General features: G+C 72.4%; 13 protein-coding genes. 5 read left to right on the forward strand and 8 right to left on the reverse strand.

The window, feature by feature from the left end; translation table 11 throughout:
• Window positions 1–75: 75 nt before the first annotated feature.
• Both pcp and SAM23877_RS33475 read left to right on the forward strand, forming a co-directional pair.
• Window positions 76–726: a pyroglutamyl-peptidase I gene (gene pcp / locus SAM23877_RS33470; RefSeq protein ID WP_053141360.1), complete on the forward strand. Its 651-nt coding sequence runs from the start codon at window positions 76–78 to the stop codon at window positions 724–726.
• Window positions 726–1,742: a DUF2891 domain-containing protein gene (locus SAM23877_RS33475; RefSeq protein ID WP_053141362.1), complete on the forward strand. Its 1,017-nt coding sequence runs from the start codon at window positions 726–728 to the stop codon at window positions 1,740–1,742. The genes pcp and SAM23877_RS33475 overlap by 1 nt, the downstream gene beginning before the upstream one ends.
• 156 nt (window positions 1,743–1,898) lie before the next feature.
• Here SAM23877_RS33475 and SAM23877_RS33480 read toward each other — a convergent pair whose 3' ends face one another.
• Both SAM23877_RS33480 and SAM23877_RS33485 read right to left on the reverse strand, forming a co-directional pair.
• Window positions 1,899–2,696 carry an alpha/beta fold hydrolase gene (locus SAM23877_RS33480; RefSeq protein WP_053141364.1) on the reverse strand — a complete coding sequence of 266 codons (798 nt, stop codon included), beginning with the start codon at window positions 2,694–2,696 and terminating at the stop codon, window positions 1,899–1,901.
• A gap of 102 nt (window positions 2,697–2,798) precedes the next feature.
• Window positions 2,799–3,455 carry a hypothetical protein gene (locus SAM23877_RS33485; protein ID WP_053141366.1) on the reverse strand — a complete coding sequence of 219 codons (657 nt, stop codon included), beginning with the start codon at window positions 3,453–3,455 and terminating at the stop codon, window positions 2,799–2,801.
• A gap of 122 nt (window positions 3,456–3,577) precedes the next feature.
• Between SAM23877_RS33485 and SAM23877_RS33490 the strand changes: the two genes are divergently transcribed.
• Together SAM23877_RS33490 and SAM23877_RS33495 are read left to right on the forward strand one after the other, a co-directional pair.
• The gene (locus SAM23877_RS33490; protein WP_053141368.1) at window positions 3,578–4,015 is read left to right on the forward strand and encodes an Hsp20/alpha crystallin family protein; all 438 of its coding nucleotides are present in this window, start codon (window positions 3,578–3,580) and stop codon (window positions 4,013–4,015) included.
• A gap of 262 nt (window positions 4,016–4,277) precedes the next feature.
• Window positions 4,278–4,715, forward strand: coding sequence for a DUF2267 domain-containing protein (locus SAM23877_RS33495; RefSeq protein ID WP_053143114.1), 438 nt, complete (start codon window positions 4,278–4,280; stop codon window positions 4,713–4,715).
• A gap of 34 nt (window positions 4,716–4,749) precedes the next feature.
• On the opposite strand, the gene SAM23877_RS33500 is transcribed toward SAM23877_RS33495, so the two are convergent.
• Window positions 4,750–5,955: a MalY/PatB family protein gene (locus SAM23877_RS33500; protein WP_053141371.1), complete on the reverse strand. Its 1,206-nt coding sequence runs from the start codon at window positions 5,953–5,955 to the stop codon at window positions 4,750–4,752.
• A 2-nt stretch (window positions 5,956–5,957) separates the two neighbouring features.
• Window positions 5,958–7,616 carry a maltose/glucose-specific PTS transporter subunit IIBC gene (malX, locus tag SAM23877_RS33505; RefSeq protein ID WP_053141373.1) on the reverse strand — a complete coding sequence of 553 codons (1,659 nt, stop codon included), beginning with the start codon at window positions 7,614–7,616 and terminating at the stop codon, window positions 5,958–5,960.
• A 231-nt stretch (window positions 7,617–7,847) separates the two neighbouring features.
• Between malX and SAM23877_RS33510 the strand changes: the two genes are divergently transcribed.
• On the forward strand, window positions 7,848–9,185 hold the full coding sequence (locus SAM23877_RS33510; protein WP_244903039.1) for a phosphatase PAP2 family protein: 1,338 nt from the start codon (window positions 7,848–7,850) through the stop codon (window positions 9,183–9,185).
• A 99-nt stretch (window positions 9,186–9,284) separates the two neighbouring features.
• Here SAM23877_RS33510 and SAM23877_RS33515 read toward each other — a convergent pair whose 3' ends face one another.
• From SAM23877_RS33515 to SAM23877_RS33530, 4 genes are all read right to left on the reverse strand, one after another.
• On the reverse strand, window positions 9,285–10,151 hold the full coding sequence (locus tag SAM23877_RS33515; protein WP_053141375.1) for an ATP-binding cassette domain-containing protein: 867 nt from the start codon (window positions 10,149–10,151) through the stop codon (window positions 9,285–9,287).
• Complete coding sequence (locus SAM23877_RS33520; RefSeq protein ID WP_079030584.1) at window positions 10,148–12,004, reverse strand: dipeptide/oligopeptide/nickel ABC transporter permease/ATP-binding protein; 1,857 nt, start codon at window positions 12,002–12,004, stop codon at window positions 10,148–10,150. Before SAM23877_RS33520 ends, SAM23877_RS33515 begins: the two co-directional genes overlap by 4 nt.
• A complete protein-coding gene (locus SAM23877_RS33525) occupies window positions 12,001–12,942 on the reverse strand; it encodes an ABC transporter permease (RefSeq protein ID WP_053141377.1) in 942 nt (313 codons plus the stop codon). The genes SAM23877_RS33520 and SAM23877_RS33525 overlap by 4 nt, the downstream gene beginning before the upstream one ends.
• A 73-nt stretch (window positions 12,943–13,015) precedes the next feature.
• Window positions 13,016–14,545, reverse strand: coding sequence for an ABC transporter substrate-binding protein (locus SAM23877_RS33530; protein WP_053141379.1), 1,530 nt, complete (start codon window positions 14,543–14,545; stop codon window positions 13,016–13,018).
• Between the last annotated feature and the right edge of the window lie 70 nt (window positions 14,546–14,615).

A 14,615-nucleotide genomic window follows, 5' to 3' on the forward strand; every position in this document is an offset into this window, starting at 1 on the left:
CCGCTCCGGCCGGCCCCCGGGACACCGCACCGCACCGCCCCTCCCCGCGCCCGCCCGACCACGCAAGGAACGTCCATGCCCCGTGTCCTCATCACCGGCTTCGCCCCCTTCGGCGGCGAGAGCGTGAACCCGTCGTGGCAGGCGGCGTCCCTGGTGGCCGCCGAACCCCCCGCCGGGCTCACCGTCAGCGCCGTCGAGCTGCCCTGCGTCTTCGGCACGTCCCTCGACGCCCTGCGCGACGCCGTCCACGCGAAAGCCCCTGACCTGGTGCTCTGCCTGGGCCAGGCGGGCGGGCGCCCCGGCGTCACCGTCGAGCGCGTCGCCATCAACGTCGACGACGCACGCATCGCGGACAACGCCGGGCGACAGCCCATCGACGAACCGGTGGTCCCGGGCGGCCCCGCCGCCTACTTCTCCACCCTGCCCGTCAAGGCCTGCGTCGCCGCGATGCGCGAGGTCGGGGTCCCGGCCGCCCTCTCCCACACAGCCGGCACCTTCGTCTGCAACCACGTCGCCTACGGCCTCGGCCACCTCATCGCCACCGAGTTCCCGCACGTACGAGGCGGTTTCGTGCACGTGCCCTGGGCGCCGGAACAGGTCACCGACGGGACCGCTCCGTCCCTGCCGCCCACCACCGTCGCCCACGGCCTGCGTGCCCTGCTGGCCACCGCCGCCCGCACGCCGGCGGAACAGGACCTGAAGGTCACCGAAGGAGCCACCCACTGATGCCGCTCAGCGCCTACGCCTCCCGCTTCGCCGGGCTCGCCCTCGCCAACATCACCCGCGAGTACCCCAACTTCCCCGCCCACCTGAACACCGGCCCCGACGAGCGCCTGGAACCCAGCTCCCTGCACCCCGCCTTCTACGGCGCCTACGACTGGCACTCCTCGGTCCACATGCACTGGCTGCTCGTCCGGTTGCTGCGCCGGCACGGCGGTACGCCCGCACTGCCGGAGACCGGTATGGCCGTCGACGTGCTCGACCGGCACCTCACTGCCGGGAACCTCGCCGTCGAGGCGGCCTACCTGCGAGCCCGCCCCTCCTTCGAGCGGCCCTACGGCTGGGCGTGGCTGCTCGCCCTCGCCGCCGAGTGCCGGGCCTTCCCCGGTGAGGCGGGCACCCGTTGGGCCGGGGCGCTGGCGCCGGCCGTGGCCGTCGTGGACGACCTGCTGTCCGACTGGCTGCCCAAGGCCACGTATCCGGTACGCCACGGCAACCACCCCAACAGCGCCTTCGCGCTGGGCCTCGCGCTCGACTCGGGCCAGCTGTCGGCCGCGACCGACCGGGCCGTACGGGAAGGCCTGCTGGCCTGGTTCGCCGACGACCACGACGCCCCCGCGCACTGGGAGCCGTCGGGACAGGACTTCCTCTCCCCGGCGCTGAGCGAGGCCGACACGATGCGCAGGGTGCTCCCGAGGGACGACCTCGCCGCGTGGCTCGACCGTTTCCTGCCCGCGCTGGGGACCGGCGCCCCCTGCCCGCTGCTGGACGTACCGGTCGTCTCCGACCACGCCGACCCGCAGATCGGTCATCTGCTCGGGCTGACGCTCAGCAGGGCCGCCGCTCTGCGCAGCCTCGCGGACGCCCTGCCGGAGGGGCCGGCCCGCAGCCGCCTCGACGGAGCGGCCGAGGCGCACCTCTCGGCGGGCCTGCCGGCGGTGGAACGCGGTGACTTCACCACCGACCACTGGCTGGCCACGTTCGCCGCGCTGGCCCTCGACCCGGTCGCCGACGGCCGGTGATCCGGGTGCGTCCCGCGGCGCCGGCGGCGCGGTAGCGCGGCCCCCGGGCCGCTCGCGCCGCCCGGTCGGGCCGCCCGCTCGGGCCGCCCGCTCGCGCCGCCCCGCGAGGCCGTCCGGTCGGGCCGCCCGGTCACGCTGCCCGGTCGAGCCGCCCGGTCAGGCCGTCCGGGCGGGAGCCGCGGCGCGGCGGACGGGCATCATGGTCTCGACCGCGTCCTGCGCCAGGTGGTCGAGGACCAGCCGCTTCACCGCGTCCGGCTTCTCCAGCGGGACCACGTGGGACGCCCCGGGCACGACGGCCAGCTGCGAACCCGGGATCGCCCGGTACAGCGCGGTCGTGTGCTCCAGCGTCACCAGGTCGTCGTCCCCGACCACGACGAGGGTGGGCGCCGCGACACGGGCCAGCTCCTCGGTGGAGAGCGTCGGCTGGGTGCGCCACATGTCGACGACCTTGGCCGCCACCATCGGCCAGTGGTCCGGGCCGTCCGGCGTGACGGCCTCGTACAGCTCCCGGAAGAACGCGAGATCCTCCGCGTCCGGCGTCATCGCGTCGAGCATCGCGGGCTCGGCGAAGCACTCGGTGGCGGGCCGGAAGTTGGCCCCGATCACCACGGCCTTCCGGACGAGGTCGGGCCGTGCGAGCGCGACGAGCAGCGCCACGACGCCGCCGTCGCTCCAGCCGACCAGGTGCGCCGGCTCCCCGACGACGGTCTCGACGAAGTCCACCGTGTCGTCGGCCATCGCCCGGTACGACAACGGCCCCTCGACGTCGGGGGTGTGTCCGTGCGCGCGCCGCTCGGGCAGGAAGACGCGGTGGGCGGCGGCCAGGTCCGTGCGCAGCGCACCCCACGTGTCGTTGGTGCAGAAGCCGCCGTGCAGGAGGACCAGAGGGTCGCCGGCCCCCTCGCTCTCGTACCAGGTTCTGACACCAGGAAGGTCGGCGTAGTCGCCCATCGCTCCAGGCCCTCTCCGGCCGCGGTCGTCTCCCGGTCAGTCTCCGCCGCACCTCGCGGGCCCGCAACGCGGCCTGGGCGGCGCCGCCCAGGCCGCCGGACCTCACTGCGCAGCACCCCGTTCGTCCGTCCCCGAGCGGCGGAGCCGGTCCGTGCGACGGGCCAGGGTGTCCAGACGGGTCGCCAGCTCCGCTTGATCGGCAGGAAGGTGCTCACGAGCTCCGGTCAGCGGGCCGAGGAGACCGGCGGCGTCGTCGTGCCCGAGGGCCCGCACGAGGGGGCTGCGGGCCTCGGCCGGGAGCCCGGTGAGGGCGGCGACCTGGCCGGCGAGCTGACGGAGGTCGGCCGCGTTGCCCCGCGCCCAGGCGGTGACGGCGCGGTCGGCCGCACGACTGTCCCGGGTGGCCCGCACGCGCTGTTCGCCGGTGGTGCCGGGGGCTCCTGGCCGCAGGCGAAGGTACCGGCGTTCGGCGGCCTGCCGGCTGGCGACCCCGAGGGGGCGCGCGAGGTCGGCCCAGCTCGCGCCCGCGTCCCGGGCGGTCTCGATCAGTCCCGTCTCCCAGCCCGCGAGCTGGTCCCGCACCTCGCGCAGCAGCAGCAGTGCGGCGAGAGCCTGGTCGGACGCGACCTCGGTGCCGGGCGGCTCGGAGCGCCGCGGCTGCTGCGCGGTGTGGACGGCCTCCTCGATCGCCGCCAGCGCCGCCTGGGCGGCGAGGAAGGACGCGGGCCGTGCGCCGGCCTCCCGTGGGTCTGCGGTCATGGCCACCTCCGTCGGTGTCACCCGTTGGATGACGTCGTCGCTTGTCATCGTTTAGATGACATGCTACAAGAGATGCAGAAACAGCGCATGAGCGAATCCGCTCGATGTAGGAGGTGTTTTCGATGCTGATGCGCACCGACCCCTTCCGTGACTTCGACCGGCTCACCCAGCAGCTGCTCGGTGGTCCGTCCGGTACCTGGTCGCGTCCCTCGGCGATGCCCATGGACGCGTACCGGGAGGGCGACTCGTACGTGATCGCCCTCGACCTGCCCGGCGTCGACCCGGAAGCGATCGACATCGACGTCGAACGGAACATGCTGACCGTCCGGGCCGAACGCCGGCCCGCCCCCAAGGCCGACGGTGTGCAGATGGAGCTGTCGGAGCGGCCGCTCGGCGTCTTCTCCCGGCAGGTGATGCTGGCGGACACCCTCGACACCGAGCACATCACCGCCGACTACGACGCGGGCGTGCTCACCCTCCGTGTTCCGATCGCCGAGCGGGCCAAGCCGCGCAAGATCTCCATCACCGGCGCGTCGGAGCGCAAGGAGATCTCCGGCTGAGCGGCGGCCGTACCGGCGGCGGAGGAGGACCGCGCCCCCGCGACTCCCGCCCTCCGCCGCCCGGCCGTCCTACACACCGGTACTGACGGTCCCGTTTCCCCACCGCGATGGGCTCGTCCGGCGTCCCCAGGCCCCCACGAGGCCCTCGGGACGACGAGAAGCCCTGTCCGCGAAAAGCAAAGCCATCACCGCGAACCCCCGACCGCGGAAGCCCCCAAGCCTCCACCACGAACGAGGAAGGATCCCTTCACCGATGCAGTCCATGACGGCCCGGGTTCCGGCGGCAGTCACGGCCGAACAGGACACGCCGTACGTCCGGATGCTGGAGCAGGTCCGCTACCACGGTGCCTACTCCACCCGCGAGCGGGCCGAGGAGGTCGTGTCCGCCGTGCTGGCCGCCCTCGGCCGCCGGGTCACCGGCGAGGAACGCGTCGAGCTGGCGGCCCGTCTGCCCCGTGAGGCCGCGCAGATCTTCGCCGCACAGGTTCCCGTGGCCGAACCGATGACCGGCTGGGCCTTCGTCCGGGACCTCGCCGACCGCACCGGTGGTTCCCTCGCCACCACACGCTGGGACGTCGGTTCCGTCCTCGGCGTGGTCGCCCGCCTCGCCGGACCGGACCTGCTCGACCGCATCATCGGCCGGCTCCCTTCCGGCTACGGGATCCTCTTCGGCCGAGCCGAACTCGTCCAGGCGGCGTGACCGTACGCCGGTTCGCGGCGGGGGCGGCGGCCGGTCACGCCGCCGTGAGCCGGCGCAGCGCGCGCACCAGGGCCTCGACGCCCGCCTGCGCCTTGGACCGGGGGCAACCGACGTTGAGCCGTACCCGGCCCGGGGCTCCGTAGGCGGTCCCGGGCATGACGGCCACCTTCTCCACCGCCACGAGCTCGCGCTGCAACGCGTCGTCGTCGACACCGAGGGGCCGCAGGTCGATCCAGGCCAGGTATCCGGCTTGCGGCGGCTCCCAGCCGAGCTGCGGGAACTCCTCGCGCAGCCGGTCGGCGACCATGGCGAGGTTGCCCGCGAGGTACGTGCGCAGGGCGTCCAGCCAGGCCGCACCCTCCCGGTACGCGGCGATGTGCCCGACCAGCGACAGCACGGCGGGGGAGGACAGGCCGTCCGCCTCCTTGAGCTGACGGAGGAAGGCGTCACGCGACGCGGGATCGCCGATGATGCCGTAACTTCCGGTCAGCGCGGGCACGTTGAACGACTTGGAGGCCGAGGTGAGCACGGCCCACCGTCCCTCGCCGCCGTGCCGGGCCCAGGGACGGTGGACGTGCGGGGCGTACGCCAGGTCGGAGTGGATCTCGTCGCTGATGACCGCCACGTCGTACCGTGCGCACAGCCGGGCCATCCGGTCCAGTTCGTCGGCGGACCACACCCTGCCCGTCGGGTTGTGCGGCGAGCACAGCAGCAGCACGGCCGTGTCGGGGAGCGCCAGGAGCCGCTCGAACTCCGCCCAGTCGTCGATCGGGCACTCCCGGAGCCGCCGTCCGCCCGCCGCCACCGTCTTGGGGAACGCGTCGTACAGGGGGGAGTGGGCGACCACGCCGTCACCGGGCCGCGACCACAGCCGCAGGAGCTGCGAGACCTGGTAGACGACGGAGGGCGCGTAGACGATGGACTCGGGGTCGACCTCCGTGGCGTGCCGCGTCGCGTACCAGTGGACGACGGCGGAGAGGAAGTCGTTCTGGCGCCACCGTGAGTAGCCGAGGACTCCGTGCTCCAGACGGCCGCGGAGCGCCGCCAGGATCTCCGGGGCGGTCTCGAAGTCCATGTCGGAGATCGTGAACGGCAGCAGGTCCGGCACACCGAAGCGGTCCTGGACGTAGTCCCACTGCGTGCACCAGGTGCCGCGCCGGTCCACCGGGGTGTCGAAGTCGTAGGGAGCCGGCGCGCTCTCGCGGGCCGGGCCACCGGAAGGAACGGGGGAGGGGGCCATGGTCACCCCACCGGGATCATGGTGGCGATGGCGTCCTTCACCGACTGGACCTGCGGGCCGATGACGACCTGGACGTTGTGGTCGTCGAGCTTGATGACTCCCACCGCTCCCAGTCGCTTCAGCCGTGCCTCGTCCACCTGCCCGGCGTCGCCGACGGTCATCCGCAGACGCGTGATGCAGTTGTCCAGGGAGCGGATGTTGTCGGCGCCTCCGATCGCCTCGAGGATGGCGACGGCGTCGTACTTCCCCGCGACCAGCACGCGCTCCGGTTCCGCCACCGCGTCCGATGCGGCGCCCTCGGCCGCACCGGAGGGCTCGGCCGCACCGGCGGGCCCGTCGCCCTCTCCGTCCGGCTCCCGCCCGTCCTGGGCCGGGGTCTCCTCACGGCCCGGAGTCCTGAGGTCGAAGCGGGTGATGGCCCAGCGGAAGAGGAAGTAGTACACGGCGAACCACACCGCCGCGATCACGGGGATCAGGTACCACTTGGTCGTCGAACCCTGGAGGACTCCGAAGACGAGCCAGTCGATGACGTTGCCGTCGGTGTTCCCGATGAAGACGCCGAGCACGGCCGCGGTGAGGAAGCCGAGGCCCACGAGGACCGCGTGGATGACATACAGCCACGGTGCGACGAAGAGGAAGAGGAACTCCAGCGGCTCCGTGATGCCGCCCACCACGCAGGCCACGACGCCGGACACGAGCAGGGCCTTGATCTCCGGGCGCATCCGCCGGTTCGCGCAGTGGTACATCGCCAGTGCCGCGCCCGGCAGGCCGCCCAGATAGGCGGCCATCTTGCCCTGGGAGAGGAAGTGCGTCGCGTCGGTGACGGCCGCGTTCGGCGCGGCCGAGCAGTCGAGGTGGGCGTAGAACATGTTCAGTGCGCCGGAGACCTGGTCGCCGCACACGGCTCCCGAACCGCCGACGTCCGTGAAGCGGAACATGGCGACGAGGATGTGGTGCAGGCCGATCGGCCGCAGCAGTACCTCGCCCATGCCGAAGAAGAAGGGGCCGAAGACCCCGGTGTGGCCGATGCCCCGGCCGACGGCGGTGATCCAGCCGTTGAAGGTCGGCCAGACGAGCGGGATGAGCAGACCGAGCACGCTCAAGGCCAGGGCCGAGACGATCGGGACGAAGCGCAGCCCGCCGAAGAAGGCCAGCGCGTCGGGCATCCGCTGAGTACGGAAACGCCGGTGCAGCAGGCTGACAACGATGCCAACGGCCACGGCGCCCAGCAGGCCCGTGTCGATGGACTGCACGCCCAGTACGTCGGCGATCCCGTAGTGCTCGATCGCCTTCTCGTCCTCGAAGTCGACGCCCTTGGCGGTGAGGTAGAAGTTCACCGCGAGGTTCATGGCGGCGAAGCCCACGAAGCCGGAGAAGGCGGCGACTCCCTTGTCCTCACGGGCCAGACCGAGCGGAATCGCCATCGCGAAGAGCACGGGCAGGAACGTGAAGGCGACCAGACCGGTGTTGGCCATCCAGGTGAAGACGAGATGCCAGCCCTCGCCCTGGAGGAAGGCAACGTTGTCAGTGACGGCCTCGCTGGACAGCGAGGAGCCGATGCCCAGCATGATGCCGCAGAACGCGAGCAGGGCCACGGGGAGCATGAACGTCTTGCCGAGCCCCTGGAGGAACTCCCAGAGGGCGGCCTTGGTCTTCTGCATGTGAACGGAAACTTTCGGGCGCGGGGGGACGGGGACGGAGGGGACCGTTCCGCCGCACGGATCACATCACAGCCGATCGGCGACTGTCCATGCTCCGACCAGGGGCGAGGCCCGTCCCACCGCACCGTTAGCATGTTCGAACTCACACGTCATCCTTCGTGATGTGTGATCTTGTGTCCGGTATCGAGCAAATGGCCCAGACAATTGAAAAAGACACCAAAGCGCATACCCGTGCCGCCGCGCCGCGGCTTCTCGCGCGCCGTCCTGGGTGAGCCGGGGACGAAGCTGTGGGCGTCGGCGGGGGTCGCGGTCCTCGCGTCCCTCCTGGCGCTGGAGTTCGCCGCCCGACGCCACGGGCACCCGGGCCCGCTCACCGCTCAGTCGCGAGAGGTGATCCTCGCCCCGCACTCGGGACCCCTGCTGTACGCCGGTCTGGCATTGACGATGGTGGTGCTCACGTGGCGGCAACGGGTCATCGCGGCCGGCGCAGCGATCGGCATCGACATCGCCTTCTGGCTGGTGCGGTGGGCCGTCGGCGCCGAGATGAACTTCGGCAACGGCGCGCTGTGGGTGGTGCTGGGCTGCGCGGCCGTCGCCGTCACACGCCGTGCCGGCCGGGAACGGGTACTGCTGCTCAAGGGCGCCGGACTGGGCCTGCTGCTGGTGGCGGGCCACAAGACGGGTGACACCTGGCTGCTCATCACGTCCAAGACCCGCGCCCTGGTGCTCGACCAGTACCTGGCCACCGCCGATCACGCGCTGGGCAACCCCTCCTGGCTCGTCGGCCGCCTCGTCGACGCCACCGGGCCGGTCGGCGTCCGGACCCTGGAAGTCGTCTACGGCCAGCTCCCGCTGGCGGCGGCCCTCGTCGGGCTGTACCAACTGCGCCACGTGGCGGCCGAGCGCCGCTTCCCGGCCCACCACATGGTGCGGACGTTCCTGGTCATCGGGCTCCTCGGCCCGGCCATCTACATGATCTTCCCGGTCGTCGGGCCCGTCTACGCCTTCGGCGCCGAAGGCGGTCACTGGGCGATGGCCGACGTGTGGCCGAACACGCCTCCGCCCATCGGCGCACCGCTTCCGATGCCCTTCGACGGGATCACCCCGCGCAACTGCATGCCCAGCCTGCACACGGCCTGGGCCACCACGCTCTTCATCCACACCCGCAACGGCTCACGGACGATGCGGTACGCGGGTACCTTCTGGCTGGTCGCCACCCTCGGCGCGACGCTGGGCTTCGGCTACCACTACGGCGTGGACCTCGTCGCCGGAGTGGTCTTCGCCCTCACCGTCGAGGCGGCGATGCGCTCGCTCGCGCGGGGCTGGGACCGCTCGGGAACCCGGCTCGTCGCCTACGGCGCGGTGGTCTTCACCGCGCTCCTGGTGTCGTACCGCTTCCTGCCCGAGGAGATGGCCGCCCACCCGTGGCTTGCCGGACCGCTGCTCCTCCTGGCGACGGCCTCGGTGATCCTCTTCTACGTGCGGACCACCAGGTCCTGGGAGTCGACGGCCGTACCGGTGCCCCTCCCCGGACCGAGGACCGTGACACCGCAGCCCGAACTCGTGTGAGCCGAGCGGCGCCGTAGGTGAACGGTCGCGGACGGGGCGGCCTCCAGCCACCGGGCACGCCGGGAGCAGGCGTACGGCCATGACGCCGGCGTCGGCGGGTCATCTTCCGGCGCTCTCCGCCGCCTCCCTGCGCCGCCGCTGTGCGGCGACGTCCGCCACGGGGGCGGCCAGCATCAGCGCCCGGGTGTAGGGGTGCCGTGGTGTGCCGGTGACGTCGGCGGCGTCACCGGTCTCCACGATCTCCCCACGGTGGATCACCGCCACCCGGTGGCTCATGAAGCGCACCACGGACAGGTCGTGCGTCACGAACAGGTACGCCGTGCCGGTCTGCTCCTGGATGTCCAGCAGCAGGTCGAGCACGGCCCGCTGGGTCGTCAGGTCGAGCGCGGAGACCGGCTCGTCGCAGATGACGAGGCGCGGGCGCAGCGCCAGCGCCCGCGCGATGGCGATCCGCTGTCGTTGACCCCCGGAGAACTCCCGGGGCAACCGGTGGACGGCGTCCGCGGGCAGGTGGACGCGGTCGAGCAGAGCGCGGACCCGGTCCCGGGCCTCCTGCGGCCTCGTACCGTGCGCGATCAGGGGCTCGGCGAGGATGTCCCCGACGGTGAGGGAGGGGTTCAGGGAGGTGTAGGGGTCCTGGAAGACGACCTGGAGGTCCCGGCTCAGTGCGCGGCGGCGGGCGCGGCCGGCCCGGTGGATGTGCTCTCCGGCGAAGGCGACCGTGCCGGAGAGCACCGGCACCAGGCCGAGCACGGCCCGGCCGATGGTGGTCTTACCCGACCCGGACTCCCCGACCAGGCCGAGGGTCTCGCCCGGCCGGACGTCCAGCGACACGCCCTTGAGCACCTCGGTGCGCGCGGCGCGCCGGTTCCGTCCGGGAAAGGAGACCCGCAGGTCCCGCACCTGGAGAAGGGCGTCCGCGGCGACGGCGGGATCGGTGGTCTCGGTGACGTCGACGGCGGTCATACGGCGGTGCTCCTCGCCTCTCGGGGCTGCCAGGGATCCCGTGCCGGGGCCTCGTCGAGGACGGCGTCGAGCAGGGTCCGGGTGTAGGGGTCCTCGGGGGAGTGGAGGACCTGCTGGGTGGTGCCGGTCTCCACGATCCGGCCGCCGTTCATGACGGCGACGCGGTCGCACAGGTCAGCGACCACTCCGAGGTCGTGGGTGACCAGGAGGACGCCGAGGCCGCGGTCCCGCTGGAGCCTGCGCAGCAGGGCCAGGATCTCCGCCTGGACCCGGACGTCGAGCGCGGTGGTCGGTTCGTCGGCGATGAGCAGCTCGGGATCGCACGACATCGCGCCGGCGATGAGGACCCGCTGGGCCATGCCCCCGGAGATCTGGTGCGGGTACAGGCGCAGCGTGCGCTCGGGGTCCGGGATCTCCACCAGGCGCAGCAGGTCGACGGCGCGCCGGGCCGCCTCCCGGCGGGAGAGGCCGAGGGCGTGGCGCATGGGCTCCATGAGCTGGCTGCCGATGGTGAAGGCCGGGTCGAGGTTGCTCATCGGCTCCTGCGGCACGTAGGCCACGGTGCGGCCGCGCAGCGCCCGGTGGTCGCGTTCGGGCAGCCCGACCACCTCGCGTCCCCCGACCAGGACGCTGCCCGCGCCGATCCGGCCCCCGTCGGGCAGGATGCCCAGCACCGCGAAGGCCGTCTGGGTCTTGCCGGAGCCGGATTCGCCGACGAGCCCGACGACCTCCCCGGCGCGCACGTCGAGGTCGACCCCGTGGACGACCTCCTTCTCGGTGCCGTCCGCCTGTGCGTAGGCGACGGTGAGCCCGCGCATCGACAGCAGTTCGGCCCGGTCGTCGGCGTCCGCGGACGCGCCGCCCGCCGGGCCGGGACGTCGTGCGTCCCCGGGTGCCCGCACGGCGCGGCCGCGTCGCGCGGACCGCGGGCGGGCGGCGTCCGGGCGGCCCGCGCGGTCCTCCAGCCCGTCGCGCAGGGCCGAGGCGAGCAGGACGAGGGCGCCGTTGGTCAGCCCGAGGGCGAGCCCCGGCCACAGCATGAGCAGAGGCGCGCGCTGGATGTTCTGGAACGCCTCGTTGAGCATCGCGCCCCAGGTCGCCGCCGAGCCGCCGCCCACCCCCAGGAACTCCAGACCCGCCTGGAGGCCGATCGCGACGCCGGCGACGAGCGCGACCTGGATGATGACGGGGCCGCGCACCACGATCAGGACGTGCCGGGCCACGATGCGGGCGTCGGAGAGCCCGGAGACCTTCGCCGCGTCGATGTACAGCTCCTTGCGCACGCCCGCGACGATGCCCCGCACGAGGCGGTGGAAGCTCGGTGCCGCGAGCACGCCCAGCACGATCATCAGGGCCCACACGTCGGGGCCGAGAATGGCACGGGAGGCGAGAAGGACCACCATGGCGGGCAGTGCCATGACGAGATCCACCGTCCAGTTGGCGGCGGAGTCGAACCGGCCGCCGCGATAGCCCGCGTACAGCCCGGAGGGCACGCCGAGGACGAGGGCGATGCCGAGGGCGATCAGCGCGCCGCCCAGGGTGTTGCGCCCGCCGTACAGGATGCGCGAGAGGATGTCGCGGCCCGCCGAGTCCATGCCCAGCGGATGTCCGCCGCCGGGGTCGGCGAAGGCCTGGCCGAGCGAAGCGGCAGCGGGGTCCTGCGGTGCCAGCCAGGGCGCCAGGAGGACCGCGGCGACGAGCAGTACGAGCACCGCGGCGGACCCGGCGCCGAGCGGGTTGCGCAGCAGCCGCCGCAGGACGCGAGGGGCGGGCGCGGTGGGGCTGCCGGCGGAGGCCGCCCCGGTGCCGGGGCGGCCCGTGCGGGCCGGGTCGGCCGGAAGGTTCTCGCTCATGCGACCCTCGCCTTGGGGTTGAGCCAGCCGATCATGATGTCGACCAGAAGGTTGATCAGGACGACGCCGACCACCGTGAGCATGACCAGTGCCATGATCACCGGGATGTCGCCGCGGGTGGTGTAGGTGACGGTCATGCTGCCGATGCCGGGCAGCCCGAAGATCTGCTCCACGACGACCGCGCCGCCGAGCAGCCCCACGAACTGCATGCCGAGAACGGACAGCGCGGGCGCGCAGGCGTTGCGCAGGACGTGCCGGAGGACGATCCGGGAGGCGGGCAAACCGCGGGCGCGCAGGGTGCGCACGTAGTCCTGGCGCAGTACGTCGATCACCGCGCCGCGCACCTGCTGGGAGACGCCGGCCACGGAGGCCACCGACAGGGCCAGCACCGGGAGGGTGATCGTGGACAGCCAGCCGCCGGGCGAGTCGGTGAACGGGATGTAGCCGATGGCGGGGAACCAGTTCAGCTCGACCGCGAAGACCAGCACGAGGACGAGGGTCACGAGGAAGCCGGGGAGCGCGTAGCCCACGACGCCCAGCACCTGCACCACGCGGTCGACGGCGCCGCGACGGACCCCCGCCCAGACGCCGAGCAGGAACGACACGACCGTGGTGACCAGCGTGACGCCGAGCATCAGGCTGGCGGTGACCGGCAGCCGGCCCAGCACCGCCTGGGTGACGTCCTCGCTGGTGAACCAGGAGGTTCCCAGGTCGCCGCGGACGGCGTGGGACAGCCAGTCGGCGTACTGCTCCCACACCGGCCGGTCCAGGCCGAGGGAGGTGTTCTTGGCGTCGACGGCGGCCTGGTCGGCCCCCTGGCCGAGGAGTTGCCTGCCGACGTCGGTGTCGGGGACCGACAGCAGCACGTAGGTGAGGAAGGAGATGACGGCCAGGAGCAGGGCGCCGGAGGCGATCCGGCGGGTGATGAAGGTCAGCATGGCACTCGGTATCCGTGACGGACCGCCGGGGACGGTGCGGGCGTCGGCCGCCCGGCCCGGCCCCGGCCCGGGGTCACTTGGCGGGGGAGTAGTTGTAGATCGACGGGACGGCCATGCCGGACTGCGGGCGGATGGTCACCGAGCCGTCCGAGACGTGCAGGTACGTCATCCGGTAGAAGGGCACGAACCACGCCTCCTTCACCAGGTGCTCGCCCAGCGCCCGTACCGCCGCCCCGGCCTGCTCGGCCGTGCCGGACTGGACGCGGGGGACCAGCTCGCGCACGGTGGCGTCGGAGGTGCCGAACATGTTGAAGGCCCCCGGGTTGACCAGTTCGTCGACCACGACCCAGTCCGACGAGGACTGGCCCATGTTCATGACCATCCCGGAGTAGGCGCGGTCGGTGAACACCTTCTGGACCGCCGAGGCTCCGTCGAGGTCGTCCCAGACCAGCTTCACCCCGACGGCCTCGAGGTCGGAGGCGAGCGACGCGGCGAGCGCGTCGTTGACGATGGCGGCGATGCGGGGGAGCTTCAGCGTGAAGCCCTCGGCGTGGCCGGCCGTCCGCAGCAGCTCCTTGGCCCTGGCCGGGTCGTGGGCGTAGTACGTGTCCAGCTTCCGGTCGTACCCGTGCGTGTCGGGGCCGAAGACCTGGGAGGTGATCTCGCCGCGGTTCTGGCGGATCGCCTCGAGCATCGTCTTCCGGTCGATGGCGAGGTTGAGGGCCTGACGGACGCGGGCGTCCTTCAGCGCCGGGGTCAGCTTCCCGCCCCGGTCGAACAGGAGCAGTCCCTGGAAGTCGAACTCCTGCTCCGTCGTCTTCATCCGGGGGTCGGACTCGATGCTGATCTGCTGGTCGGCGCTCTGCAGGAGGGCCGCGTTCACCTGACCGGTCTTCAGGCCGTTGACGATCGCCGTCTCGTTGTCGAAGAAGCTCATCGTCAGCGTCTCGTAGGGCAGCGGCTCGCCCCAGTAGTCGGGGTTGCGCTGGTAGACCCACTTGGTGCCGACCGTGGTCTTCGTCCTGTCGAGGCGGTAGGGGCCGGTTCCGTCGGGGGTCGTCTTGAGCCCGTCGCCCTTGTCGAAGGCCGCCGGGTTGGCCATCAGACCGGCCGCGTCGCTCAGGTAGAACAGCATGGCGGGGTTGGGCTGCCTCAGTTTCAGCGTCACGTGCGTGGGGTCGTCGACCGCCACCGACTCCAGGTCCTTCAGCCACTTGGCGTCCGCACCCCCACCCGTCTTGAAGCGCTCCATGTTCGCCTTGACCGCAGCCGCGTCGAAGACGGTGCCGTCCGCGAACTTCGCGTCCTTGCGCAGGGTGAGACCGAGCTCGGTGCGGTCGGCGTTGTACTGCCACTCGGTGGCGAGCATGGGACGCAGCTCGCCGTCGGGCTCACGCTTGACGAGCGTGTCGTACGTCGCCTGGAAGTACGGCAGGGCACTGCCGACAGCCTGGGCGGGATCGAGGCTCTGCGGGAACGTCATGGTCGCGATGTTCAGCGTCGACGTGCCGGTGTCCGCGGTGCCGGAGTCGGTGCATCCCGCGACGGCGAGAGAGGCCGCCAGACAGGCGGCGAGGGCCCCGGTTCGGGTGGTTCTGGTCATGGTTTTCGCTCCGTGTGGAGAGCCGGGGAAGGACGTCCCGGACGAGGTGGGCGGTGAGCTTAGCCGCAGA

The organism is Streptomyces ambofaciens ATCC 23877 (assembly GCF_001267885.1).
Lineage (GTDB): Bacteria > Actinomycetota > Actinomycetes > Streptomycetales > Streptomycetaceae > Streptomyces > Streptomyces ambofaciens.

What these genes read in the sequence shown, in the direction of transcription:
- SAM23877_RS33530 (WP_053141379.1), bottom strand. Translation starts at nt 14,545, where the DNA reads ATGACCAGAACCACCCGAACCGGGGCCCTCGCCGCCTGTCTGGCGGCC.
- SAM23877_RS33485 (WP_053141366.1), bottom strand. Translation starts at nt 3,455, where the DNA reads ATGACCGCAGACCCACGGGAGGCCGGCGCACGGCCCGCGTCCTTCCTC.
- SAM23877_RS33495 (WP_053143114.1), top strand. Translation starts at nt 4,278, where the DNA reads ATGACGGCCCGGGTTCCGGCGGCAGTCACGGCCGAACAGGACACGCCG.
- malX (WP_053141373.1), bottom strand. Translation starts at nt 7,616, where the DNA reads ATGCAGAAGACCAAGGCCGCCCTCTGGGAGTTCCTCCAGGGGCTCGGC.
- SAM23877_RS33520 (WP_079030584.1), bottom strand. Translation starts at nt 12,004, where the DNA reads ATGAGCGAGAACCTTCCGGCCGACCCGGCCCGCACGGGCCGCCCCGGC.
- SAM23877_RS33500 (WP_053141371.1), bottom strand. Translation starts at nt 5,955, where the DNA reads ATGGCCCCCTCCCCCGTTCCTTCCGGTGGCCCGGCCCGCGAGAGCGCG.
- SAM23877_RS33475 (WP_053141362.1), top strand. Translation starts at nt 726, where the DNA reads ATGCCGCTCAGCGCCTACGCCTCCCGCTTCGCCGGGCTCGCCCTCGCC.
- SAM23877_RS33490 (WP_053141368.1), top strand. Translation starts at nt 3,578, where the DNA reads ATGCTGATGCGCACCGACCCCTTCCGTGACTTCGACCGGCTCACCCAG.
- SAM23877_RS33515 (WP_053141375.1), bottom strand. Translation starts at nt 10,151, where the DNA reads ATGACCGCCGTCGACGTCACCGAGACCACCGATCCCGCCGTCGCCGCG.
- SAM23877_RS33480 (WP_053141364.1), bottom strand. Translation starts at nt 2,696, where the DNA reads ATGGGCGACTACGCCGACCTTCCTGGTGTCAGAACCTGGTACGAGAGC.
- SAM23877_RS33525 (WP_053141377.1), bottom strand. Translation starts at nt 12,942, where the DNA reads ATGCTGACCTTCATCACCCGCCGGATCGCCTCCGGCGCCCTGCTCCTG.
- pcp (WP_053141360.1), top strand. Translation starts at nt 76, where the DNA reads ATGCCCCGTGTCCTCATCACCGGCTTCGCCCCCTTCGGCGGCGAGAGC.